Source organism: Alphaproteobacteria bacterium 33-17, assembly GCA_001897445.1.
In the GTDB taxonomy this organism is placed as follows: domain Bacteria; phylum Pseudomonadota; class Alphaproteobacteria; order Rickettsiales; family 33-17; genus 33-17.
Map to the genome: position 1 here is coordinate 1 of MKSX01000015.1, position 24371 is coordinate 24371.

At 33.9% G+C, this 24371-nt stretch carries 23 protein-coding genes; 9 read left to right on the plus strand and 14 right to left on the minus strand.

All coding sequences use genetic code 11. The annotated features are described in order from the left end of the window. Positions 1–112: 112 nt before the first annotated feature. From BGO27_01495 to BGO27_01510, 4 genes are read right to left on the minus strand one after another with little or no spacing between them, the layout of a single operon-like run. A complete protein-coding gene (locus BGO27_01495; protein OJV14155.1) occupies positions 113–622 on the minus strand; it encodes a translation initiation factor IF-3 in 510 nt (169 codons plus the stop codon). A 20-nt stretch (positions 623–642) separates the two neighbouring features. Then, the gene (locus BGO27_01500) at positions 643–2559 is read right to left on the minus strand and encodes a threonine--tRNA ligase (GenBank protein ID OJV14156.1); all 1917 of its coding nucleotides are present in this window, start codon (positions 2557–2559) and stop codon (positions 643–645) included. Continuing rightward, entirely contained in the window at positions 2559–3365 is an 807-nt protein-coding gene (locus BGO27_01505) for a hypothetical protein (GenBank protein OJV14157.1), read from the minus strand. The genes BGO27_01500 and BGO27_01505 overlap by 1 nt, the downstream gene beginning before the upstream one ends. Beyond that, positions 3355–4323, minus strand: coding sequence for a dTDP-glucose 4,6-dehydratase (locus BGO27_01510; protein ID OJV14158.1), 969 nt, complete (start codon positions 4321–4323; stop codon positions 3355–3357). The genes BGO27_01505 and BGO27_01510 overlap by 11 nt, the downstream gene beginning before the upstream one ends. A gap of 14 nt (positions 4324–4337) precedes the next feature. Between BGO27_01510 and BGO27_01515 the strand changes: the two genes are divergently transcribed. Beyond that, the gene (locus BGO27_01515; protein OJV14159.1) at positions 4338–4973 is read left to right on the plus strand and encodes a hypothetical protein; all 636 of its coding nucleotides are present in this window, start codon (positions 4338–4340) and stop codon (positions 4971–4973) included. A 53-nt stretch (positions 4974–5026) separates the two neighbouring features. Continuing rightward, positions 5027–7036, plus strand: coding sequence for a hypothetical protein (locus BGO27_01520; GenBank protein ID OJV14160.1), 2010 nt, complete (start codon positions 5027–5029; stop codon positions 7034–7036). Positions 7037–7095: 59 nt separating this feature from the next. Here BGO27_01520 and BGO27_01525 read toward each other — a convergent pair whose 3' ends face one another. Genes BGO27_01525 through ubiE form a run of 4 tightly spaced genes read right to left on the minus strand, consistent with a single transcriptional unit; the run spans position 7096 to position 11584 of the window. Further along, a complete protein-coding gene (locus BGO27_01525) occupies positions 7096–8811 on the minus strand; it encodes a 30S ribosomal protein S1 (protein ID OJV14161.1) in 1716 nt (571 codons plus the stop codon). A 58-nt stretch (positions 8812–8869) separates the two neighbouring features. Continuing rightward, on the minus strand, positions 8870–9505 hold the full coding sequence (locus BGO27_01530; protein ID OJV14162.1) for a cytidylate kinase: 636 nt from the start codon (positions 9503–9505) through the stop codon (positions 8870–8872). Then, positions 9492–10832 (minus strand): 2-polyprenylphenol 6-hydroxylase, encoded by a 1341-nt coding sequence (locus BGO27_01535; protein ID OJV14163.1) that lies wholly within the window; start codon positions 10830–10832, stop codon positions 9492–9494. Before BGO27_01535 ends, BGO27_01530 begins: the two co-directional genes overlap by 14 nt. Next, entirely contained in the window at positions 10829–11584 is a 756-nt protein-coding gene (gene ubiE / locus BGO27_01540) for a bifunctional demethylmenaquinone methyltransferase/2-methoxy-6-polyprenyl-1,4-benzoquinol methylase (GenBank protein ID OJV14164.1), read from the minus strand. Before ubiE ends, BGO27_01535 begins: the two co-directional genes overlap by 4 nt. 8 nt (positions 11585–11592) lie before the next feature. Here ubiE and BGO27_01545 point away from each other — a divergent pair, with 8 nt between their 5' ends. Beyond that, entirely contained in the window at positions 11593–12411 is an 819-nt protein-coding gene (locus tag BGO27_01545; protein OJV14165.1) for a DNA-formamidopyrimidine glycosylase, read from the plus strand. 8 nt (positions 12412–12419) lie between these two features. Here the strand turns inward: BGO27_01545 and BGO27_01550 are convergent, their stop codons facing one another. From BGO27_01550 to BGO27_01575, 6 genes are all read right to left on the minus strand, one after another. After that, a complete protein-coding gene (locus BGO27_01550; GenBank protein ID OJV14166.1) occupies positions 12420–13343 on the minus strand; it encodes a hypothetical protein in 924 nt (307 codons plus the stop codon). Between the two features lie 69 nt (positions 13344–13412). Further along, complete coding sequence (locus tag BGO27_01555; protein OJV14167.1) at positions 13413–13889, minus strand: cytoplasmic protein; 477 nt, start codon at positions 13887–13889, stop codon at positions 13413–13415. A 67-nt stretch (positions 13890–13956) separates the two neighbouring features. Next, positions 13957–14445 carry a hypothetical protein gene (locus tag BGO27_01560; protein ID OJV14168.1) on the minus strand — a complete coding sequence of 163 codons (489 nt, stop codon included), beginning with the start codon at positions 14443–14445 and terminating at the stop codon, positions 13957–13959. A 207-nt stretch (positions 14446–14652) separates the two neighbouring features. Then, positions 14653–15675 carry a hypothetical protein gene (locus tag BGO27_01565; GenBank protein ID OJV14169.1) on the minus strand — a complete coding sequence of 341 codons (1023 nt, stop codon included), beginning with the start codon at positions 15673–15675 and terminating at the stop codon, positions 14653–14655. A 131-nt stretch (positions 15676–15806) separates the two neighbouring features. Then, positions 15807–16763, minus strand: coding sequence for a hypothetical protein (locus tag BGO27_01570; GenBank protein OJV14170.1), 957 nt, complete (start codon positions 16761–16763; stop codon positions 15807–15809). Next, positions 16741–18156: a hypothetical protein gene (locus tag BGO27_01575; protein OJV14171.1), complete on the minus strand. Its 1416-nt coding sequence runs from the start codon at positions 18154–18156 to the stop codon at positions 16741–16743. Before BGO27_01575 ends, BGO27_01570 begins: the two co-directional genes overlap by 23 nt. A gap of 181 nt (positions 18157–18337) precedes the next feature. On the opposite strand from BGO27_01575, the gene BGO27_01580 reads away from it, so the two are divergent. The 6 genes from BGO27_01580 to BGO27_01605 all read left to right on the plus strand — a co-directional run bounded on the left by BGO27_01580 (position 18338) and on the right by BGO27_01605 (position 24190). After that, the gene (locus tag BGO27_01580) at positions 18338–19261 is read left to right on the plus strand and encodes a hydroxymethylbilane synthase (GenBank protein ID OJV14172.1); all 924 of its coding nucleotides are present in this window, start codon (positions 18338–18340) and stop codon (positions 19259–19261) included. An 88-nt stretch (positions 19262–19349) separates the two neighbouring features. Next, on the plus strand, positions 19350–19877 hold the full coding sequence (locus BGO27_01585; GenBank protein OJV14173.1) for a ubiquinol-cytochrome c reductase iron-sulfur subunit: 528 nt from the start codon (positions 19350–19352) through the stop codon (positions 19875–19877). Positions 19878–19880: 3 nt separating this feature from the next. Then, on the plus strand, positions 19881–21101 hold the full coding sequence (locus tag BGO27_01590) for a cytochrome b (protein OJV14174.1): 1221 nt from the start codon (positions 19881–19883) through the stop codon (positions 21099–21101). A 1-nt stretch (position 21102) separates the two neighbouring features. Further along, complete coding sequence (locus tag BGO27_01595) at positions 21103–21861, plus strand: cytochrome c1 (GenBank protein OJV14175.1); 759 nt, start codon at positions 21103–21105, stop codon at positions 21859–21861. A gap of 537 nt (positions 21862–22398) precedes the next feature. Beyond that, positions 22399–23967 (plus strand): hypothetical protein, encoded by a 1569-nt coding sequence (locus BGO27_01600; GenBank protein ID OJV14176.1) that lies wholly within the window; start codon positions 22399–22401, stop codon positions 23965–23967. A gap of 19 nt (positions 23968–23986) precedes the next feature. Then, entirely contained in the window at positions 23987–24190 is a 204-nt protein-coding gene (locus tag BGO27_01605; GenBank protein ID OJV14177.1) for a hypothetical protein, read from the plus strand. Positions 24191–24371 lie beyond the last annotated feature (181 nt).

The window sequence follows — 24371 nt, forward strand, 5'->3', positions numbered from 1 at the left end:
AAATTAATCCCTAACTTATTAATAAATCGTTGCACTACTATCTAGAATGTACCAAGTTTTACAATAGGGACACACTACTTAGGCGAGTCCCTATTTTTAATAATAATAGACACTAAACTGGGACTAAAACCATAAGTATCTGTTTTCCTTCCATTTTTGGCTCGATCTCTGCTTTTGCAAATTCAGCAGTATCTTCTTTTAGCTTACGCATAAGATCCATGCCGATATCGTCATGGGCGATCTCTCTACCTCTAAATTTTAAAGTAACTTTTACCTTATCACCATCTTCTATAAAGCCTTTAATGCTACGAAGTTTAACGTCATAATCACCCTTACCAATATTTGGTCTAAGTTTGATTTCTTTGATTTCAATAACTTTTTGCTTTTTCTTAGCTTCATTTGCTTTCTTTTGGATTTCGTATTTGTACTTACCAAAATCAATAACTTTACATACTGGTGGCTCTGCATTTGGTGAAACTTCCACCAAATCAAGCCCTCTATCTGTCGCTATTTTCAAAGCCTCATGAAGGCTAACAACCCCAACCATTGATCCATCTGCATCAATAAGTCTTACTTCTTTAGCTTTAATTTCTTTATTAGCTTTAGGGAAAGATGTTTTCATATTACTTATGTTAAGTCTCCTTATCTATAATTATTTTGTTCCTCTGAAATAAATGAAACAAGTTCATCTATTGTCATTGTTTTTTGCTCTGGGTCGTTTCCAATTCTCACCGAAACCGTACCATTTTCTGCTTCGCTTTTACCAGCAACCACTAAAAATGGAATTTTCTCCAGTACATATTTCCTAATTTTATAATTAATTTTATCATTTAGTAAATCCAATTTTACACGGATACCATTTCTTTCAAGTATTTCAGATACTTGCTGGGTATATTCATCAACTTCATTAGTTATGCTCATCACAACTGCCTGAATAGGAGAAAGCCAAACCGGCATTCTGCCGCTATGGTTTTCAATTAAAATACCAATGAACCTTTCAAGGGAGCCTAATATTGCTCTGTGAAGCATTACAGGGCGTTGTTTTGAACCATCAGCAGCAATATAGCTTGCATCTAACCTTTCGGGAAGAACAAAATCTGCCTGAAGTGTTCCGCACTGCCAGTCTCTTCCGATAGCATCTTTTAACACAAATTCAAGCTTAGGACCATAAAACGCGCCTTCACCTGGATTTAATGTATATTCTAATCCTGCTTCTTCAACAGCTTCTTTAAGCGCAGCTTCTGCTTTATCCCAAATTTCATCGCTTCCTGCTCTTTTTTCAGGTCTGTCGGAGAATTTTACTCTAATTTCAGTAAATCCAAAGTCTTTATATACTTCTTTGAGAAGCCTACAAAATTCTACAGTTTCGCTGGTGATTTGGTCTTCAGTACAGAAAATGTGGGCATCATCTTGTGTAAAACCCCTAACCCTCATAAGACCATGAAGTGATCCTGTAGGCTCATTTCTATGGCATGTTCCAAATTCTGCCATACGAAGCGGCAGATCTTTATAAGACTTAAGTCCATGGTTAAAAATCTGAATATGACATGGACAGTTCATAGGCTTAAGCGCTAAAACAGAATCTTCGTCATCCTGACTTACAAACATATTCTCACGGAATTTTTCCCAATGTCCTGATTTTTCCCATAAAATACGGTCTACTAAAATAGGTGTTTTAACTTCAGTATAGCCATTTTGCCTAATTTTATTGCGTACATATTCTTCGACTAAGCGGTAAATTGTCCAGCCTTTATCATGCCAGAACACCATTCCTTGAGCTTCTTCCTGAATATGAAACAGATTTAGCTCTTTTCCAAGTTTTCTGTGATCTCTTTTTTCAGCTTCCTCAAGCATTTTGATATAATTATCAAGGTCTTGCTTATTGGTCCATGCTGTTGCATAAATCCTTTGCAGCATCTTATTTTTAGAATCACCTCTCCAGTAAGCACCTGCAACTTTCATTAGTTTGAAAGCCTTAACTTTGCTTGTAGATGGTGAGTGAGGACCACGGCATAGATCAATAAAGTCACCTTGTCTATAAAGCGATATATCTTCGCTTGCTGGCAGGTCTGCAATAATTTCAGCTTTATAATGCTCACCAATTGATTTAAAAAACTCTACAGCTTTATCACGCTCCCAGACTTCCCTTGTAATGGGATAGTTTTTGCGGACAATTTCTTCCATTTTAGACTCAATTTTTCTAAAATCATCTGTTGAAATTTTATAATCTAAATCAATATCATAATAAAAGCCGTTTTCAATAACAGGACCAATTGTAATTTGCGCACTTGGATAAAGCTCTTTTATCGCCTGAGCTAATATATGAGCTGCATCGTGCCTGATAATTTCAAGTCCTTCTGGACTTTCTGGCGTGATAATTTCTATAGAATTATTAGTACCCGTAAGTATAATGGACAGATCTTTTGCTTCACCATTGACTTTAATAGCTATGGCAGCTTTTGCTAAGCTTTTGCTAATTGACTCGGCTATTTCCATTCCAGAAATGCTGCTTTGTTCATAAGATCTGACGCTACCGTCAGGTAAGCTAACTTTAACCATTAGAAACCTTTAATAATATAATTTGTTATTCCTACTGCTCTATAAAATACCAGTTTAAAAAGCATATTAATCTTGATCAAAATATCTTTAAGTCTATGTATTTTAGAGCTTTTTTGGTGCGCATTTTGAGACCCGTAAATCTCTTTTACTCTTTGCGCTGCCTTAGTATAATGAATTTTAATAATTTTTCTACGTGAAAAATACTTTTTTAATGAAAAAGGAACATAATATATTGCGCTTCCTATATTTGAATAGGCTAAATTTATATGTTTCAAATATTTAGCCCACAGCACCCAATCTTCCAGCGCATCTAGATCGGTATCAAAACCACCATAATTTGTAAACAGCGACTTAGGGAACAAAACAGCATTTATCGGCAGGATATTTTTATATAGAATATCCTGTTTATTATACTTACCGTACAAAGTATAGCGTGGAGTTTTTATTTTGCCCCTTTCAGACTCACCCACTTCATAAACTAGACTTGCAGCAATAGTGGTTTCGTTTACAATATTGCACAAGCTTTCCAGGTGATTTGGTAAAAACTCATCATCATCATCTAAAAATATTAGGTACTTCCCATTTGCCATAGCCATACCTAAATTTCCTGCAGCTGATCTGCCTATTTTTTCACTACTAGAAAAATACCTGATATTTAAATTTGTATGAATTTTATCCTGTAATATATCAGAACCATCTTCAACAACTATTATTTCGAAATCTTTAAATGTTTGGTTCTCCAGGCTTTTAATTGCCCTAAATATTACATCCCTGCCGATACTTCTGATAATAACACTAATTAGCATATGCTCTCATATACCATTTTATGGTGCTAGCTATACCTTCCTGGAAAGATACCGATGGCTTAAATCCAAGTTTTAGCTGTGACTCTGTATTATCAATTGCATATCTTAAATCATGACCTGGTCTGTCTGTAACGTAAGTTATAAGGCTATGATAATCAAAACCAGAATTTTCCTGTTTTATTATATCTAAAATAATGTTTACAACCTCAATATTTGAGATCTCGTTATTTCCGCCAAATAAATAGCTATTGCCTTTTATACCTCTATTAAGCGCAAGCATAATACCGCGACAATGATCTTCTACATATATCCAGTCTCTAACATTCTTTCCATTACCATATACTGTAATAGGTTTTTTTTCTAAAGCATTAGTGATGGTTTTCGGGATAAGTTTTTCTATATGCTGGTTAGCGCCGTAATTATTACTACAGTTTGTTATAATAGCATCAATGCCGTATGTATGAACCCAAGCTCTAACTAAATGATCGCTTGCAGCTTTACTTGCGGAATATGGAGAACTCGGCTTATAAGATGAGCTATTAGAGAATTTGTCATTTGTATCAAGCTCTAAGCTTCCAAATACCTCATCTGTAGATACATGCACCAGTCTAATACTGGGATAGTAATTTTTAATCACATCTAAAATTGTGTATGTGCCAATGATATTAGTATCTATAAACGCTTTAGGTGAATTAATAGAATTATCTACGTGCGATTCAGCTGCAAAATTAACAATTGCGTCTATCTTATGTTGCTCGATAATGTTTTTGATTAAATTAGCATCACAAATATCACCTATAACTACTTCACATTTAGTATCAGGTAATATATTGCTACGTGATGCAGCATAAGTAAGCTTATCTAGAATAATAATATTGAATTCTGAATGGAAAAGGTTTACAAAGTTACTACCGATAAATCCAAGTCCACCAGTGACTAAAATATTTTGATATTTCATGTTGAGAGGGTACCATGCAAATTGTTTTGCTTATAATATCTATTTTTTTATTTTCATGTCAAAGTCTAAGTAGCCTTAATTCAACAAAAAATCAGGAAAAGTTAAATATAGCAAGAGAAGCAGCAATAAAATCTAACTTTGATCTAGCAATTGAAAACTACAAAAAAGCTATAAACGCGAATAGCAGTCTAGATGAAGTTTTAGAATTTGCCAAAGTTCTTCGTGCTGCTAAGAAAACAGATGAAGCTATAATATTATTAGAATCCCACTATAATAAATCTGATGAAGCAAAAATTAATAGCGAAATTAACCAAGAACTTGGCAACAGCTATATGGAAATAGGCAACCTTAAAAAAGCAGAAGAGTACCTAAACAGAACTTTAGACATAGATGCAACTAACTGGAAAGCAGCAGCAAGCTTAGGGCTAATAAATGGTCTTCAGGAAGATTTCAAAGAATCCCGCCATTATTTTGAAATCGCCCTATCACTAGGCGGCGAAAACTACAGTATTCTTAATAACTATGCTAACATTGAAAGATTAAGTGGAAATAATAAAAAAGCCAAAAAACTTTATAAAAGAGCTCTCAAACAAAATCTGCCTCGCAGCATCAAACAATCTATTGAAAAGCAAATTAAAGAAATTAAGTAAAAATTTTAAAAATTTGTGTATAATAAATATTTGAAACTATTTCGGTATTTACTATGTCCAAGTCTAATTTTTCAAGCTTTGCAAAAGATAAACAAGATTTAATTGATTCTATAAATAATTACACTAAGAAAAATTTTGAACTTAGTGAGCCCAACTGGAATATTGAAATCGCTGAAAAAATTTCTACTTTACAAAATATGTTAGAAAATGAAAACATCGATTACACAAGATTTATTGAAAACCTAGAAGTTTTACATGATTTAAAACAGCACATAAAGCAAACACTGGATAGCGACAGAAACATGCTCATAAGAGATGCAAGATTTGCTATTCCTTATGATTCTAAAACAGGTGATATCAGCAGCTACATAGAAAATTTTGCTAACCATACTGAGGCTGCCAAAGAGATTTTAAGAATTGAAAATAGGCTAACTCCTGACCTAGAGAAAGAACTTGATAGCGAGTTTAAAAACTTTGCAAGACAGATGCTACTAAACCAGGAAGGTAAAAAATTATCTGAACTTGACTTAAGAGAAATTTCAGATAGTAAATTACTGATTCTTACAGACAAACTTGCTGAATATGGTGTTGAAAATATTCACCCAAAAATGGCTGCTGCAAGGGATTTTCAGAATTTCAATCATCGTCAGTATAATTTTGCGACCATCACAAAAGTTGAAGGCAATTTATATGTTGAAGCTGAAACAGGCTTAAGACAAATGACAGACGAGCAAAAAAAGCTTTATGAAAATCGTAAAAATGAGACATGGTATAAAGCTAACCCGCCTTTTACCCAATCTCTTATTGACTTATACACTGATAAGCTTACATCTGGGCAGTTTGTTCTTCCTACGCAGCTTAGAGGTCTTGTTGGCGTTAGGAACGCTGCCGAAACCATGGTTGCTAATATCGATGCTGCAGGCAGTATGAAAATACTTACTACATCAAAGCATACTGGAGGGGTTGCTACTAATTTAAAAGATAAAAAAGCGCAGGAACAAATTACTCCAAGTAATATAAGGCAAGTTAAGGAATGGGTAGGAACAAATAAAAAACTCCATATAAACTCTTTAAACTCTCCTAATAATGTATTTAATAAGTTTGATAGAATGTTAGTTGCCCAGACTAAAAAAGAAACCAAAGAAATGGGGATAGCTTATACAAACACTGCCTTTAACGTTATGAGAAAAATACCGAATGCCAGCTTTGTTAGCGGCATTGATCAGGTATTCGATAATTTCTCTCAAAAATTATCTGAAAAATTTGGCAGCAACCCTGATAATCAAGAACATTTAGATACTATAAACAATCATTTACAAGCCAAGCTTAGCTTTTTTCAAATTTTATTGTCAGTAATTGCCGCTCCATTTTTTATGGGAGATAAAGTTAGAAACTATTTTCACGGTAAGAATACCGAAAAGGCTTTAGCGGCAAGTACCAAACTAGGCGCAAATCCCGATGAACTAAAAGCCATTCAGGATATGATCATAGCAGGTAAACGCTCCCACAACTTAAGAGGATCTTTCTTAAATGCCGCACTTTCTAGTCGCAACCATAGCCTTGATACTTCAACAGCATTATCTACGGCTCTACATAGCTGTAATCAGGTGGGGCTTACAGACTATGACTCTATTAAGTTCTGCGCAAGTGGTAAGGACAGAACAGGGCTTGCTCTTCATAATGATGCAGCAAGAAGCATTCAACAAAACCTTAAATCAAAAGGCAAATCCAATATACATGTAGATGAAATAGACACTCAATTATTAAAAGGTGGACATCAGGCTCATAAACCTGGTAGCGCATTATTTGGTGGGGGTACTATTTCCGCTTTTGGAACTAAAGCCGAAAACTATGCAGGAATGCCAAAAAAGAGAGCAAACGCACTTAATCCTATCGTACAAATTTCGTCTAAAAATAACTCAGTAAAGTATAAAGCTGATAGCAAAGCACATGGTCAAAGAATTCAAAAAATATCAAATAAGTACGGAGTAGATATTGCTTCTACATCGACTTCAGTTCCAAATGCTGCTAATAAGCCTCAGGGTATGTCGAAAAAACACTAAATATAAAAAAAGAGCGAGAAACCCCGCCCTTTCTTTATATAAACAATAAACTTGAAAGCTTACTTTCTATTCATCGCATTACCTAGGATATCACCTAATGTAGTACCTGAATCTTGAGACTTAAGATCAGCAAGTGCTTGCTTTTGATCTTCAATTTCAAGGGCTTTAATAGAAAGTGCAAGTTTACGATCTTTCTTATCCATAGAAACAACTTTCGCCTCTACTTTATCGCCAACGCTGTATCTATCAGTTCTTTGTTCGTTTTTATCACTTGAAAGATCTTGCTTTCTGATAATGCATTCTAAGCCTTCAGAGATTTCTACCGAAATGCTATCGTCATTTACAGCAATAACAGTAGCTTCTACTCTGTCGCCTCTTTTAACACCAGAAACAGCACCTTCAAATGGATCGCTTTCTAATTGCTTTAAGCCTAAGCTAATTCTTTCTTTTTCAACGTCAATAGCAAGAACAACTGCTTGAATTTGCTGACCTTTAGAAAGAGATTTTAAAGCTTCTTGTTGGTTATCCCAAGCAATATCTTCAACGTGAATTAATCCTTCGATTCCGCCTTCAAATTCAACGAAAGCACCGAAATCAACGATATTTTTCACTGTACCTGTAGCGATTGATGCAAGCTCATGCTTATCAGAGAATGCTTGCCATGGATTTTCTTCACATTGCTTCATACCAAGGCTGATTCTGTGTTTAGATGCGTCAACATCAAGAACAACACACTCAACTTCCTGACCTAAGCTTAAGAACTTCTTAGGGTTAGCATTGCTTTTAATCCAGCTCATTTCTGAAACGTGTACCAAGCCTTCAATACCAGGCTCAAGTTCAATAAATGCACCATAATCAGCAATATTGCTTACTTTACCTTGAACTTTTGAACCTCTTGGGTATCTAGCTTCAATATCGCCCCATGGATTTTCTTCAAGTTGCTTCATACCGAGTGATACACGCTTTGTTTCTGCGTTGTATTTGATCACCATTACTTTAACTTGTTGACCTAAAGATAATACTTCTGATGGGTGATTGATTCTTGACCAAGAAATATCTGTGAGGTGTAATAAACCATCAAAGCTACCTAAATCAATGAACGCACCGTAGTCTGTGATATTCTTAACGATACCATCGAGTACAACACCTTCTTTAATGTTAGCAAGAACTTCGTCTCTTTCTTCCATTCTGCTTTCTTCAAGAATAGCTCTACGAGAAATAACGATGTTAGCTTGTTTCCGGTCGATTTTAAGAATTTTGAACGGCTGTGTAACGTTCATAAGCGGTGTAATGTCTTTAATTGGACGAATATCAACCTGGCTTCCAGGTAAGAACGCAATAACGCCTTGTAAGTCAACAGTGAAACCACCTTTAACTTTACCACAAATGAAACCTGTAACTGTTTTGCCTTCTGCAAGCGCGCTTTCAATATTACCCCAAGCAGCTTCTCTAACAGCCTTTTCTCTTGAAATAACAGCCTTACCGCTTTTGTTTTCAATTTTTTCTAAATAAACATCAACGATGTCACCTACAGAAATTGTTTCGTGATCACCTGTGATCTCGAATTCTTTCATTGGTACAACGCCTTCTGTTTTTAGACCTAAGTCAATATGTACTAAATCTTTTTCAAATCCGATTACTTCACCTTTAACTACGTTTCCTTCTCTTAAAGAAACAGAAGATAAAGACTCCTGGAATAGATCTGCAAAGCTCTCATCTGTATGGAAATCAGATTCAATTACAAGCCTTTTTGATTTTGTAAATTTATTTACCATGTTTTACCTATTTGTGGAACTTAAAGCAGTACCACGAAAAAAATTGTTAAAAAGTTAATTAGCTAAGTATTAAATCAATAATTATAGTCGCGGCTTCTTCTGCAGGCATTGTCGTAGTATCTATAGTAATAGCACCTTCTGCCGCCTTTAAAGGCGCGCAATCTCTGCTTGAGTCGCGATTATCTCTATTAATCAAATCTTGAACAACCTGATCGTATATAACATTTTTATTTAATAACTGCAACTCTTTAAAACGCCTGTCTGCTCTAACACCTACACCTGCTGTTACAAAAAACTTAAAATCTGCATCAGGAAAAACAACAGTACCCATGTCTCTACCATCGGCAACAATTCCTGATGGCGAATCTTCATAAAATTTTCTTTGAATATCAAGTAAGTTTTTTCTAATTTCAGTTACCGCTGCCGCCTTAGAAGCAATACTACCAATTTCTTCGGTTTTTAACTCTTTTATATGATTGTTAATTTGACCAAGATCTAAGTTTTTAGAAAGTTCAATCCAGTCAGTCTCTAAAGTAAAATTCTTCTGAGTAATCTGATATGCAAGCTCACGATAAATTAGTCCTGAATCTAAGTAACCAAGACCAAGCTTACTAGCTACAAGCTTAGCGACAGTACCTTTACCAGAAGCCGAAGGACCATCTATTGTTATAAGTAATTTTTTATTTTTTTTCATATTTATCAATAAAATGCTGTAAGTAATTTGGCAGTAATTCTGCTGCTTTTAAAAGTTTTTTGGCAGTTTTTAGCATTTTTGCTTCAATGCCTATATTTTGAATATACCATTTTTCTATCCATGGCTCAGCCAGGTACCATAAATTTACCTCTGGGTCAAGCATAGCCCCCACCCCTTCTAACATTACAGTATTTTTCTGAAGCAATAAAAGTTGTGGCTGAGTTTCCATACTAAATTCTTCTGTAATATCAAGTAGTTGCGAAAGTAACTTACCAACCGAAATTTTATTTGCAGGAAGACCAACTATAGGCTCACCTATTGATCTGCAAGCTTGAGCGAACAACTCAACACTCTTGTCCTTAGGTACATAACCTGCTTCAAAATGAATTTTAGCCACAAGGTTATAATCCCTGCTTAAAAAACCCCTTAAAATTTCAGCAACAAAATATCTTGTATCTTTATTAAGTCGCCCCATAATACCAAAGTCAACCATGGCAATATTATGGTTTTCATCTACAAATAAATTACCAGGGTGCAAATCTGCATGGAAGAAACCATCTCTATATGCCTGATTAAAGAAGCATACAGATAAGTTAGACGCAATCCTTTTAAGATCATAACCTCTTTCTTTAAGCAGCTCTACATTACTTATAGAAATACCTTCAATCCATTCCATGGTGATAACATTTCTGGAAGTTACCTCCCATTTTATTTCAGGAATTACAATACCCTGATCTTTTATCATGTTTTCTCTTAGCTCAGAAGCTGCTGATGCTTCCATCCTTAAATCCAGCTCAAGCTTTATGCCTTCAGCAAATATATCCACAACCTCAACTGGCTTTAGTCTTCGTGATTTGACGGAAAAGAACTTTAGCAGTTTTGCTATTAAATAAAAAAACCTTATATCTTTTTCTATTTTTTTAGCAATTCCAGGTCTTAGCACCTTTACCGCATATTTTTTGCCATCATGACCTACGGCATAATGCACCTGAGCCACAGAAGCTGCGGCTATTGCATTGTGATTAATCTCTTTGAAATATACATCAGGGGAGCATCCAAAATCATGAGCAAACACTTCCTCCACATACTTATAATTAAATGGATCTAATTTATCCTGAAGCTTCTCTAAAGCTCTTGCAATATCCCTTCCAATAATATCTGGTCTTGTCGATAATGTTTGCCCAAGCTTAATATAAGAAGGACCCATAGCCTCAAGGCTACTTGCAAAGCTAAGCCCAAAAATATAGCTTCGGTTGTAAAACCCACGCCATAATCTGTATCTTACAATAACGTAGATTAACTTAATAAAAGTTATAATATTTCTCATACTTTATGCCCTGTATGAATTGCAACTATTCCAAAGCTTAAGTTTTTATAGTTTACAGATGAAAACCCCGCATTCTGAATCATTGATTTAAATTCTTCCTGACTAGGAAATTTTCTAATACTTTCAACAAGATATTGATAAGCTTCTTCATTTTTAGCGACGTACTTGCCGATCTTAGGAATTACAATATCTGAGAATTTATCATATGCAAACTTTACAGGATCCATAGGTCTTGAAAATTCCATACACATGAATCTACCTGTTGGTTTTAGAACCCGGTATATTTCTTCTATACCTTTTTCTAAATATGTAAAATTTCTTATACCAAATGAGATAGTCACAACATCAAAACTATTATCTTCAAACGGCAATTCCTCACCTTTTGCTATTACATAGCTTATATTGTCTGCAACAATACCGTTATTTAAGAAGTTTTCTTTAGCAAGCACTAGCATATCTGGGTTTATATCAGATAAAACAAGCTTAGACTCATTGCCTATAAGCTTCTGATTTTTATATATTTTTAGCGCAATATCACCAGATCCACTAGCAAGATCAAGTATACTTCCTTTTGTTTTAGGAACCATACTTACAAATTCTTTTTTCCAGAGTCTGTGAACTCCAAAACTCATGAGATCGTTCATAATATCGTAATGTTTTGCTACAGATGAAAAAACGTCGTTGACTAAAGTTGTTTTTTCATTATGACTTACAGTACGAGATCCAAAGTGAGTTTTATCATTATTATCCATATATTGCCATGCCAGAATTAGCTGAAGTTGAAACAATTGCCCAAGAGCTTAAAAACGTCATAATAGACAATAAAATTACTTTCGCAAAGACTTTCCGTAAAGACCTTCGCATTCCATTTCCAGATAATTTATGCGATCTATTAATAGATTCAACTATTTTATCAGTATGGCGCAGGTCAAAATATATAATAATAGACCTTAGCAATAAAAAAAGCTTAATAGTACATCTTGGCATGAGCGGCAGATTTTATGCACAAAGCAACTTAACCATTGAAAAACACACTCATTTTTACATTGAAACTAACAAAGGCAGCTTTTTAAACTTTATAGATCCCAGAAGGTTTGGACTAATAACATTAGTAGATACTGATAAACTTAGTGAATCTCCTTTATTTAGCCACTTAGGTCCTGAGCCATTTTCAAATGGATTTACAGTAAAGTATTTTGCCCAAAAGCTTTCTAAAACTACAAGACCAATTAAAAATGTCATAATGGATCAGGAAATTGTGGTAGGTGTTGGCAATATTTATGCGGCTGAAAGCTTATTTAGATCAAAAATCCACCCAGAGCGTCCTGCTAATAGCTTATCTTTAGCTGAAGTTTCTATATTACGTGATAAAATTATAGAAATACTTAAACTGGCTATAGAAAGCGGCGGATCTTCTTTACGAGATTACAGAAAAGCTGATGGAGAGAAAGGCGGATTTCAGGAGCTATTTTTAGTTTATGGTAAAAAAGGACATGCTTGTAAAACATGTGGTAGCTTAATTGACAGGATTGTGCAATCGGGCAGATCTTCATTTTTCTGCCCTAATTGCCAGAAATAATTATCAGCTTAGGAAATTACACATCCTTTCTTAGACTTGGATTTATGTTTTCTCTCATCATGATCATCTCTATGAGACTTTTTCTGTTTTGATGACTTTTTTATTTTTTCGTCATTTTTAAAGTCAAACTTTCTTCCAGCATTTATATATGCATCTGCCTGGTTTGCTATGTATGGCTCTAGGCTTTCAGGAAAATTATACCTCATGCACACAATTTTTGCAGCAATTTCAACAGGAAGTTCCTGAGACATAAAAATTGGACTTTTAATAGCGTTTTTAACTTTATCCAATAAATCTAAATTTATTTCAAAACCCTTTTGATATAGCGCTTTAATAAGCTTAAAATTATCCTCTATATAAGTTGCTATTGCTGCATTATTCATCGCTGATTGGATATTGAAATAATCACCACTACCTTTATCTTTCTTTTTGTTAGGATCGGCATTATTTTTCTTTAAATGAATTTCAAACACTAGGTCAGTTAAATCAAGATTATATTTCATCTGATAATTTTCTATAAGTGTCATTAAATTAGATGCATAACCACCTTGAAAAAAGTCTGATTTTTTCTTTTCTTGGGTTATTATCTTTGCAACAGCTTTATCCTGCTCATATAACCAAATTAATTTAAATAATGACATATTATCTAATATCTCATTATCCTCAAAACTTACATACTTGCGACAAATTTTACCTATCATATTTTTTTGCAAATTTTCGGGTGCTACTTGGTATAGCCATTTGACTTTTTCAAATTGATCTTTTGAATGGCTTTCAAAATTCCACAGTCTTATAATATGTTCACCGTGGTTTTCATTAATAAGCTCAGTAGGAATCGTATAACCACCTTCAGGGTTGACAAAGAGTAATTTAAACTCTTCTAAAGTACTTACAGTATGCACAACTTCTTTAATTTCGTTCCATGTCTTCATGATATAACCTTATGTTAAAATTACAGAAATATTAACATAAGGTTAATTATTTGTCAATGTATTGTTGCCTTAACCATATTTCTCTTTCCATTCAAGTTTCATTTTTGCATATTTTTCAAAGCTCTCTGCCTCTTTCCACTTTTTAAAGAATATATTGGCACTGATAGCTTTTTGTGGATCACCAGTACCCTTTTCTAACAGATGATAATCTTCGCCATTATATTTTTTACCGCCTTTGTAGTTGGTATATCTTCGCGCTCTGGTAAATCCCATCTGCAGGAACTTTCGCGCCATATCAGCCCCTATAAAATCATCCTGATCAAGATAACTTTGAAATATTTTATAAATTGCGGAACTACTTTCTTCAGCTATTTCAGGTGTTTTAAAGCGCCAGAACTTTACTATTTCGCTTTTATATGGCTCACAGGTTAGAACTCCCTGCTCTCCTTTTCCGACTTTATATTTTTCAGGATTTTTACGGTAGTCAATACCTTGTTTCCAGTGATAATTTTCATAGTCAAAGTCTATGTAACTTGGTTTTTGCATATATTACCTGCTTACAAAAACCTTCCGTGCAATATGAATCTAGCGACTTTGTACGATAAAGTAAATACTACAAATGCACTACTTTATTAGAAACCAGAGCTTCTTCAATTTTCCTATGGTTTATTTGAACATCATTTGCAATGTCTATAACTTCAGTACTTACTTTAATATTATTTTCTTGTTTATGCTCTTCCTTACTGAAAGCAAAATATGCTGCTGCTTCTACGCTTTTATACACACCGTATATACTAGAATACATACCAGATGCAGCACTTGCACCTAAAATACCTGAAACAAAAGCACCTGCTTTAGATTTATTAATTATTATAGTTGGAACCATCTTAGGAACCCACGCACCTTTATCATAAACATATGAAACCCCAGCAGTTCCTGCTTTCATATAAATAGCAAGACCACCAATGTAACTTGAAACACTATTTGTCATAGGCAAAGCTACTGGCATTATATATGGAAGTGCAGCCCCTATTACCCCCCCCGCTATAGCAAGGCACGAAAGTTTTAAAATAAAGCTTTTAAATGTTGAGGTTTTTTTCATAGCATACCCCTGATATAGTTATATAAATACAATTATACCACCAAAAGTTGTACCTAACAACGATTTTAGACCTTTCGCAAAAACCATTGGTTATTTTACTATAAATATCAAAGATAAAAAAAGGGTGGGTTTATAAAAACTGCCTTTTTTGAAATATATGAAAGAATTCTATATTTATGTGTTGAATTTATATTTCTTAAATAAAATTTAATCAACCAAGGAAATTTCGACTCGTCTACTACCAGGCTCTCTAATTCCGTCAGATGATTCAATAGCATTATCAGACTCACCGAAAGCAAATATTACTATTTTTTCTTTTGGAATTCCAAGTGATGCCAAGAAGTTTTTAACAGAAGTTGCCCTTTTCTTGGATAAAGCCAGGTTATATTCCTCAACGCCAGCTCTGTCCGTATAGCCATTTAGTATAATTTCTTCAGGCATTGGCTTCATTTTCTTCACTTCTTCTGCTATTGATTTAAGGGTGTTTTTTGACCCTAAAGTAAGATTAGCACTATCAAATTCGAAAAATATTCTATATGAGAAAAATTCTTTAGCATTTACCAGTATTTTTTCCTGAACGTCAGGCTCTTCGGCTGGTTTTACTGGGGCTGCGATTATAGGTCTGGTTTCGTTCTTTACAACATCTTTAACCTCTGGCGCCTTAACAGGCTCAGCTTTAGCTTTTCCAATTTCTGGCAATTTCTCAGGCAAAGGTTCAATTTGGCGCTCTTCATACACTAATCTTTTAGGACTCATGGCTATATCAAGTGCATTTAATGTGGTATCAAGCATAACTCTACATGCAGCAATATCTTCCGTCTGCCATTCTTCCTCTAGCTCCTCTAACAAGCAGTCAAATGCATATTGTGCTTTTGCAAGCTCTTTAGGATGCGACCTGTATAAAGTATCGTTTTTAAGCAAGTTCATGAGATGAGCGCGTTTTGCTTCTAACTCTGGAATCATACTTTTATTAACTTTCCAGTTGCTTATAATTTCAGGAGCAACTCTTTTACCATATGCTATAAGCATGGCTTTATCTATAAAATACTGAGAGTCTAGCCAGTCATATTGTTCAGCTTCTTTTTCTGCAAATTGTTTATAACGGTTAAAAAGCTCAATATTAAAGTCGTCAGCTTTTATTTTAGTCTTTTTTAGGGTTTCAATTGATGTGCATGAAGTTGTTAGAAAAGCTAACATTATAATATGTAAAATAATAAACCGCATAGTCATACACACTGAAAGTTTATAACCTTATAACTAATCTATAAAGCCTTAGTTATATTTTTATAATATTTGAATTTTTTAACAAAGCAATAAAAAATTCAAATATTTCAGCAGTTTATTACAATTTTTAGTAGATATTAATCTATTGCTACTGGGAATATAATATTTACAGTGTGCTGGTTAGCTGCACCATTCTGGGAAATATAAGCTCCTGTTGACACTGCAGCAAATTCAAGCATTGCAACTAATGATTTTAGAGTTGTGTTAGAAGCCATATTCATTGCAAGTGATACCACAAGGTAATTATTAGATTTAGAAAGCAAGTTTTCACTTTTTACAAAAACTTCTGTGTTTTGTTCTGCGCAGTGCTGCATCATACATGCAACTATTAAAGAATATAATTCTAAATGCGCCTCAATCTTAAGCTTTGAATTCTCAAATACCAGATTCATCATATGCATTAAATTATTCGGTATCATTTTTTTAACTTTTTCAAAAAAATCTTCTAAAGATAAAACCTCTGGCTTTTGATACTCGCCAAGCTTTAGAATACTACCTTTCTTTTCTGATGTTGTAAGCATAAACCTTATTTTATCACAAAGCTCAATTAGTTTATCGCTTTTTTCATGAAGTGCAATAGCAGAAATATGCTCAAGAGCCTTAGAACATTTTGTTATCTTTTCCATATCTCCTGAGTCTACTGCTGTCATGCTATTACGCATAATCACAATTTTTGATACAGCCGAATTAATAGATGCAAGTAATATATCAAAATCTACTGGCTTAATTAAATAATCTTCTATACCACTATTTTTGCTTAAAATAATATCATTCTTGTGATCTCTTGCGGTTAAAAAAATCACAGGAATGCTATTAGTCATTTTATTTTGTTTAAGCTTATGAAGCACATCAAAACCATTTGTGCTTGGCATGTTAATATCACATACAATGACATCCGGCATTTGACTCATTGCAAAATCAACGCCGTCTTTCCCACTGTAAGCTTTAATAGTGTTAAAACCCTCAATTTCCAGGATTTGAGCTATATTGTCGCAGTAATCCTTTTCATCATCAATGCACAATACTTTTTTCATGACCTTCGTCTCCATTTATATTATTAAATATTTGCTCCCCACCAATTTGATACGTCGCATTGAATGGAAGAATTAAAACAAACTGAGTACCATTTCCTACTTCTGAATGTACTTCTATTTTCATTTCCTGAAGCTCAGCAAGTCTTTTGCATAAATATAGACCTATTCCGCTTCCAGATGTACCTGACGTATTAGTAGCCCTGAAGTACTTAGCAAAAATATTCTCTATTTCATCTTTAGGAATACCAATGCCATTATCTTTTATAACAATTTTGTAAGAGTCGGTGTCTAAAAAACCTTTAATCACGACTTTTGGGTCTGCTGAGTATTTTACAGCGTTAGATACAATGTTATCAAGTATCAATGTTATAAGTTTTTTGTCACCGATATATCGTTCTGGAACATTATTAAACGTTGCAACAATTTCAGCTGAAGGGTGTATATTTGTGTGATAAACAAGCAATGACTCTAAAGTTTCTTTTAAATCAAATACTTTGGGGTGAAATTTAAAATGACCGTTTTCAAACTTTTCTAGAGATAATATAGATTCGGTTACTATTTGCAATCTCGAACTCATTGACTGCATTTTGTTAATTTGAGCCTTAATTATTTCAATACTTATATTACCTTTATCCATCATTTTCTTAAGTAACTCAATAGAAGACTGAAGTATTGCTATCGGAGTTCTCATCTCATGACTTGCGGTAGTAATAAAATTTTGCTGCTCATCTAGTAAAGTTTTTTCCTTAATGAGTTCTAGTTTAAGTTTTTGAACCTTATGCTCGCCAATAATGGTACTTGATACATTTCTTGATACATCTAGCGACTTGTTAATTGCTAGAGCAAAAGCCATATAATTAGAAACTGCTTTTACAAACTCAATATCTTCCTGACTTAATGACTCATCTGTTCCAATAATTATTGCACCATAAAGGCTACCAGAATAATATATACCAAAGTATTGATTAGCCAGAGCGCCATATTTTTTATATAGAATATTACTTTCTTTTCCTCTTTCAAAAACAAATTCTTTATACGGAGCCACTACTGGCAATACTGTTTGAATGTGACTTAATATGTCGTGATATTTTAAAGTTGATTCAGGGCTTATTATATATAATTCAGACTCCCCTGACTTTGGAACAGCCGTATTTAAAAGACAAATATACTTAGCTTCAGGAAAAACACCCAATAAATAAGTTTTAAGTTTTTTAGCAATTACTTCCAGATCCTGATTATTTCTGATAAAATCTAAAATTTCCTTTTGTAAGACATTGTGCTTCCCAAAATTACTTCGCTGTACAAAAAAATTATACCTCTTATACTCTATCAAAGTGAAGTAAAGTACAAAAGCAATAGCTATTAACATAAATATGGCATGATTATCAATCACCGTATACTACCATAAATAGATTTTTGAATATTCATTTTTAATAATACAACATTAAATTGCACAATGAAAATGTTTTTTCTATTTTGAGTTGCCTAATTAAATTATTTTTTTGAAAAAAGTGAAAAAGTCATATATTACAATTATATGTTATAGTTTTATCTTATTTTAAGGGTGATTTTTCTTGAAAAACATACGTTTAGGTACCAGATCCAGTCCATTGGCATTAAGACAGGCAAGTATAGTTAAGAACCTATTAATACAATCTACAGAACTTACTGAAGATAGTATTAATATAATTCCGATTACAACTTCTGGAGATAAATATGTTAATACCAAAATAAGCGACCTTGGAATCAAGGGCGTTTTCACAAAAGAACTTGAAATTGCCTTACTTGAAGACCAGATAGATATTGCAGTCCACTCTTTAAAAGATATGCCAGCTGAAATACACCCACAACTTACAATATCATCATATCTGAAAAGAGACGACGTGCGCGATATCCTTATAGGATTTGACAAAGGCATTGAGTATTTACCAGCAGGCACAAAAATAGGAACCTCCTCATTACGAAGGGAAGCCCAGATAAAAAAATATTCTCAAAATTTACATGTTGTACCTATTAGAGGAAATATAGGAACCAGAATTTCTAAAGTTGGAGATGAAGTTGACGTTATCATTCTAGCAAAAGCAGGAATAGATAGAATGTCCTTTACTCCAGATTGCTATCATATATTTGGAACAGACCAAATGCTCCCCGCTGCTGCTCAGGGCATTATAGCTATCGAAACAAAGTTAGGTAGTCAGGCAGAATCATTTGTAAAAGTACTTAACGATAATGATACAATGTTAGCTGCTGAATGCGAAAGAGCATTTCTAAAAGGATGGGAAGAAGTCAAATTTCATTACACAGGCGAACATAGTAGCAGTTGTCGCATACCTTTAGCAGCGTTATCACAAATCAGCAATCATACAATACATATTAAGGCACTGGTGGAAGATAAAGGCGAACTATTTTTTGAAAATGACGTAGATAACATTGAAAACAGAAATCAACTTGGTCATAGAGTTGCTTTGAAACTTGGAAAAATAATATTTGAAAAATAAAAACGTTTCGCAACCGCTAAGATCTTGTCATTTATAAAAAAATATGCTTTTCTATAATAATAAATCATATAAAAAGTAGATTAAACTCATGAGTAATAATGAAAATACAAAAGAAGTAACAAGAAGAGATTTTCTGACATTAACAGCTACTGCTGTAGCTGGCGTGGGCGCGGCATGTGCTTTATGGCCTCTTGTAGATTCGCTTAATCCATCAGCCGATGTACTTGCTATGTCCTCAACAGAAGTTAACCTTGCAAACATAGCTGAAGGTCAGAGTGTAACAATTATGTGGCGTGGTAAACCTGTTTTTGTAAAACACAGAACAGCGGCTGAGATCGAAGAAGCAAGAAAAGATGATAATGCTACTTTGATTGATCCTCAACTTGATGAGGAAAGAGTAAAAAAGGGCAAAGAGCAGTGGCTTGTTTTAATTGGTATATGTACTCACTTAGGATGCGTACCCTTGTCAAATCAGGGAGATTACAAAGGCTGGTTCTGCCCTTGTCATGGTTCTCACTATGATACTTCAGGACGCATTAGAAAAGGTCCTGCACCCCTTAATCTTGCTATACCAAATTATGAATTTTTAAGCGACACATTAGTTAGAATTGGATAAATCATGAACACAACAGATGAAAACAAAAAACAAACAGTATCCGAATGGATTGAATACAGGCTTCCTGTATTCAGCTTCTTAAAACACTTAAGAGACTATAGAACTCCAAAAAACTTAAGCTATGCTTGGAACTTCGGTTCTCTCGCTGGTATTGCACTTATGGTGCAAATTTTTACTGGTCTGTTTTTAGCAATGCATTATACACCACACGTTTCTCATGCATTTGATAGCGTTGAAAACATCATGCGGAATATTAACTACGGTTGGTTAATAAGATATATGCATGCAGTTGGCGCATCTATGTTTTTTGTGGTTGTTTACGCTCACATTGGCAGAGGCTTATATTATGGCTCATACAAATCACCAAGAGAATTGGTTTGGTTTGTAGGAATTATCATATTCCTGCTTATGATGGCAACAGCATTTATGGGATACGTACTGCCTTGGGGTCAAATGAGCTTTTGGGGTGCAACAGTAATTACCAACCTTTTCTCAGCTATTCCCTTTGTTGGTGAATCAATAGTAACATGGCTTTGGGGTGGTTTCTCGGTAGACAATCCGACACTTAACCGTTTCTTTGCTTTGCATTACTTACTTCCATTTATTATTGCAGCTGTAGCAATTATTCATATTATTGCCCTGCATATGCATGGATCTAATAATCCAACAGGCGTTGAAGTAAAAACCGAAAAAGATACTATACCTTTCCATCCTTACTACACTATTAAAGACTTTTTTGGTTTTGGTATATTTTTCCTAATATTTGCTTACTTCCTATTCTTTTATCCAAATTCTTTAGGTCATCCAGATAACTACATACCTGCAAACCCTTTAGTTACACCTCCACACATTGTACCTGAATGGTACTTCCTGCCGTTCTATGCAATTTTAAGAGCAGTTCCTAGTAAACTAGGCGGTGTACTTGCAATGTTTGCTGCTATTCTGGTGTTATTTGCTTTACCTTGGCTTGACAAATCTAAGGTAAAAAGCGGTGCATACCGTCCTGTATTTAAATGGGTGTACTTAGTATTCATATTAGATGTAATTGCACTTGGTTACATAGGCGGTCAGCCAGCGGAAGAACCTTATATAACAATTGGTAGACTTCTAACCATGGTATACTTTGGTTATTTCTTTGTTGCGCTTCCATTTCTTTCAAAATATGAAAAGACTCTACCTTTACCAGAGTCAATTAGTAGCGCATATTCCAGTAAAGGTAATTAGTATGAAGAAAATATTTAGTACAGTCTTATTTAGCCTTTTAGCTACAAACATAGCTCTTGCCGCTTCAGATGCTAAACATCCTATTCAGCAAGAATGGGCTTTTGATGGTTTTTTTGGTAAGCAGGATGTTCAGTCCATTCAAAGAGGTTTTCAGGTTTATCGTGAAGTATGTAGCGCATGTCACGGAATACATAGAGTTGCCTACAGAAACTTAAAAGAAATTGGGTTTACAGAAGGCGAAATCAAAACTATAGCTCAAAGCTATACAGTTGTTGATGGTCCAAATGACGATGGCGAAATGTTTGAAAGACTGGGTCGCCCTGCTGACTATTTTGTACCTCCATATAAAAATGAAAAAGCAGCAAGAGCAGCAAACAACGGAGCTTATCCTCTAGATTTATCGTTAATTATCAAAGCCCGTGAAGATGGCGCTAATTATGTATACTCGCTTTTAAATGGTTACGATGAAAAAGCTCCTGAAGGTATTGAGCTCGGACAAGGTTTGCATTACAATCCATACATGGCAGGCGGAAAAATTGCTATGACAAAACCTTTGTCTGATGGTCAGGTAACCTATGCAGACGGTACATCAAGCACAGTAGAACAAATGTCTAAAGATGTTGTAAACTTTTTACAATGGACAGCAGAACCTGAAATGAATAAAAGAAAATACATGGGCGTAAGAACCTTTCTGTATCTATTAACATTTACTTTACTATTCTACTTTGTTAAACGCCGTTTATGGTCAAATGTTAAGTAACCTTACTAACAAGTAGAATAAAGGGGGTATATACCCCCTTTATTCTACTTGTTAAGTCTTTATAATTCTGGTATGCGTTATTTCCCCATTCACCTAGGTTTTATTACACTTCGTTCATCATTCCTGTACCATAATTCAAATACCTTAACTATAAATCCCCGCTATATCGATTACCCCAACTCTCTTAAGTTGAACTCCGTATATTTTTGTCCTTTCTTTACATTTATATTCCTAGACTTTCTCCTTCCTTTATAACACTTTCTACCTTCTTTTTTCACAACTATTGCGCTATAATCTAGAATTTAGCATCATAATTCAACTAACTTTAGAGTATAAAAAATATAATTTTAATAACTGTTTCAACGACTACACCTAAGGAAATATATACAAATCATTGATTTATAAGTTTATTACTTTCATCAATTCTATCTTAAATAGAATTTGATATAAAAAAACTCAAAAAAGCACCCTACACACTTGACACCACAATGCAAAAGTATTAATATTTTAATAAAAAACTTTTTACAAAGGTAGCTTATGTCTAGTAATAAGAATGGTGATATCTTAGACCAATCCTGGCAAGTACAAGGGGTTGACGCTTCTGAAAGAGCAAAGATTACAAAGCAAGGTAAATCTAAATTCCAATTAGAAATTCCTACAATAGTTAAACACTCCGAAAACCCTACTAAAATTACCGCAGAACATGTTATACTAACGGGAAGCAATGATATAATAAATGCCGTTAGGTTACCAGCTACCCGAATGGCTAAATATGCCGCTATAGCTATTATTAATTGCAATCTTCAAGTTGAAAAGGAATCTGATTTAAAACCCACTTTTGAAAAATTATATCCTTTTGTACTTGATTACAGCACATCTAAAAATTTCAAAGATAACATGTCTAATCTAGAGAATGAATCAAGAACTCATGCAAAAGATATTGTTAGTAAGGTAATTAATGGCAAAGCTCGCACCAAAGAAGAAAAAGATGCTCAAAAACTTTACGATACGATTAAAAATAATTATAACAAACTTAACAGCCCTAAACTTAAACCTGAGCAATATCTGGAAAACATTCTCTTTGATCAAATTCATATGAAATCAATGGAAAAATTTATAGTCGCTGATTTAGAGCCTAAACTTGTAAACCAAGCTAAGAAAGAAGGATTGCAAACACTTACTCCTAGATCTAACGATAGAACCACTTACTTTTTTGCAGGAGCTCCTGCTTCAGGTAAAGGTACATCTGTATCATTAAGAAGAAGAGAGGCTATCGAAAATGGTAAAAATTGGTCAGATATGGTAAAGATAAATACCGATACACATCGTGATTTTATAATAGATGATAGGCTAACAACACAAAATATAGAGCAAAAAGCTGATTATAATCACGAAGAAGCAAGTCTAATATCAGAAATGTCATATCGATTGTATGAAAAGAAGCTTGACCAAGGATTAGCTGCAGACATGTTGATTGATGCTGTAGCAGTAAAGCAAAATAAACTTGATATGGCTCTCAAAAATGGAGGTCAAGCGAAAATTGACGTAGTTTCTATACCAGCTGAAAAATGTGTTGAGAGAGCTTATGCTAGAGGTTTAGAAGAAAAAAGATTCGTGCCTACAAACTTCATAATATCTGCGAATGCTTCAATTCCAAGAGAATTTCATAATCTTATGAGTAATAATAATGGAAATAATATCGAATACCGAGTATTCGATAATGATGTTGCACGTGGTGATATGCCTATTTTAATTGAAGAAGGTAACCTAAAAACAGGGAACATAGAAGTTCACAGGCCTGACTTATTAAATAAATTTCTAAATAAATCATCTCTTAATACTAAAGCTACAAAGCCGGATGAATTATATACCAAAGATTATAGTAAAGGAAATATCACTAATAATATACATACTGATTTAAAAACTAACAAAACTTTAAAAGTTCAATATAAAAATAACGCAATAAAATTTGACGAGCTAATGCAGGGATCAGAATTTAAAAGGGTAAAAAATTTCTTTCAAGATATAGAGGGCAATGCTAAAGTAACTAAAAATGCAAATAGTATAAATGCTGTTCCTCGCAAGAACCAATCTCCAAAATTATAATTATTAAAAGGGTTATGAAATGAAAAAAGGTTATAAAAATCCACTTATTAGAAAACTAAGTAAAGAAAGTTTAGATTTCGCAGATGCTTATGATAAAAAACATGATATCAATGATGCATTAACTGAAACTTCTAAAGTCAAAGCACAAAATTGGGCTACAGGATACTTAGCTGAAGGGGGAAAAACAAACTTTAAAAAAGATTCATTACCTTCTAAAAAGTAATCACAATATATTTGCATTTATGTATGTCGTTATACTAAATTATGAGCTATATGTAAGTTTCTAACGAATACATAAAGCCTAACAATATTGATATTTTTAACAATTTCATTTACTTCATATTAAAATTAGGATATTATAAAGCAAATTTTGATATTTTATAATGATGCCAAATATCGCTATT

Bases quoted from the DNA above. Each gene is read 5' to 3' on its own strand.
- BGO27_01530 (OJV14162.1), bottom strand. From the start codon at position 9,505: ATGAAAAAAAATAAAAAATTACTTATAACAATAGATGGTCCTTCGGCT.
- BGO27_01570 (OJV14170.1), bottom strand. From the start codon at position 16,763: ATGAAAAAAGTATTGTGCATTGATGATGAAAAGGATTACTGCGACAAT.
- BGO27_01605 (OJV14177.1), top strand. From the start codon at position 23,987: ATGAAAAAAGGTTATAAAAATCCACTTATTAGAAAACTAAGTAAAGAA.
- BGO27_01520 (OJV14160.1), top strand. From the start codon at position 5,027: ATGTCCAAGTCTAATTTTTCAAGCTTTGCAAAAGATAAACAAGATTTA.
- ubiE (OJV14164.1), bottom strand. From the start codon at position 11,584: ATGGATAATAATGATAAAACTCACTTTGGATCTCGTACTGTAAGTCAT.
- BGO27_01600 (OJV14176.1), top strand. From the start codon at position 22,399: ATGTCTAGTAATAAGAATGGTGATATCTTAGACCAATCCTGGCAAGTA.
- BGO27_01495 (OJV14155.1), bottom strand. From the start codon at position 622: ATGAAAACATCTTTCCCTAAAGCTAATAAAGAAATTAAAGCTAAAGAA.
- BGO27_01535 (OJV14163.1), bottom strand. From the start codon at position 10,832: ATGAGAAATATTATAACTTTTATTAAGTTAATCTACGTTATTGTAAGA.
- BGO27_01510 (OJV14158.1), bottom strand. From the start codon at position 4,323: ATGAAATATCAAAATATTTTAGTCACTGGTGGACTTGGATTTATCGGT.
- BGO27_01545 (OJV14165.1), top strand. From the start codon at position 11,593: ATGCCAGAATTAGCTGAAGTTGAAACAATTGCCCAAGAGCTTAAAAAC.
- BGO27_01505 (OJV14157.1), bottom strand. From the start codon at position 3,365: ATGCTAATTAGTGTTATTATCAGAAGTATCGGCAGGGATGTAATATTT.
- BGO27_01500 (OJV14156.1), bottom strand. From the start codon at position 2,559: ATGGTTAAAGTTAGCTTACCTGACGGTAGCGTCAGATCTTATGAACAA.
- BGO27_01525 (OJV14161.1), bottom strand. From the start codon at position 8,811: ATGGTAAATAAATTTACAAAATCAAAAAGGCTTGTAATTGAATCTGAT.
- BGO27_01555 (OJV14167.1), bottom strand. From the start codon at position 13,889: ATGCAAAAACCAAGTTACATAGACTTTGACTATGAAAATTATCACTGG.
- BGO27_01560 (OJV14168.1), bottom strand. From the start codon at position 14,445: ATGAAAAAAACCTCAACATTTAAAAGCTTTATTTTAAAACTTTCGTGC.
- BGO27_01595 (OJV14175.1), top strand. From the start codon at position 21,103: ATGAAGAAAATATTTAGTACAGTCTTATTTAGCCTTTTAGCTACAAAC.
- BGO27_01550 (OJV14166.1), bottom strand. From the start codon at position 13,343: ATGAAGACATGGAACGAAATTAAAGAAGTTGTGCATACTGTAAGTACT.
- BGO27_01585 (OJV14173.1), top strand. From the start codon at position 19,350: ATGAGTAATAATGAAAATACAAAAGAAGTAACAAGAAGAGATTTTCTG.
- BGO27_01590 (OJV14174.1), top strand. From the start codon at position 19,881: ATGAACACAACAGATGAAAACAAAAAACAAACAGTATCCGAATGGATT.
- BGO27_01565 (OJV14169.1), bottom strand. From the start codon at position 15,675: ATGACTATGCGGTTTATTATTTTACATATTATAATGTTAGCTTTTCTA.
- BGO27_01515 (OJV14159.1), top strand. From the start codon at position 4,338: ATGCAAATTGTTTTGCTTATAATATCTATTTTTTTATTTTCATGTCAA.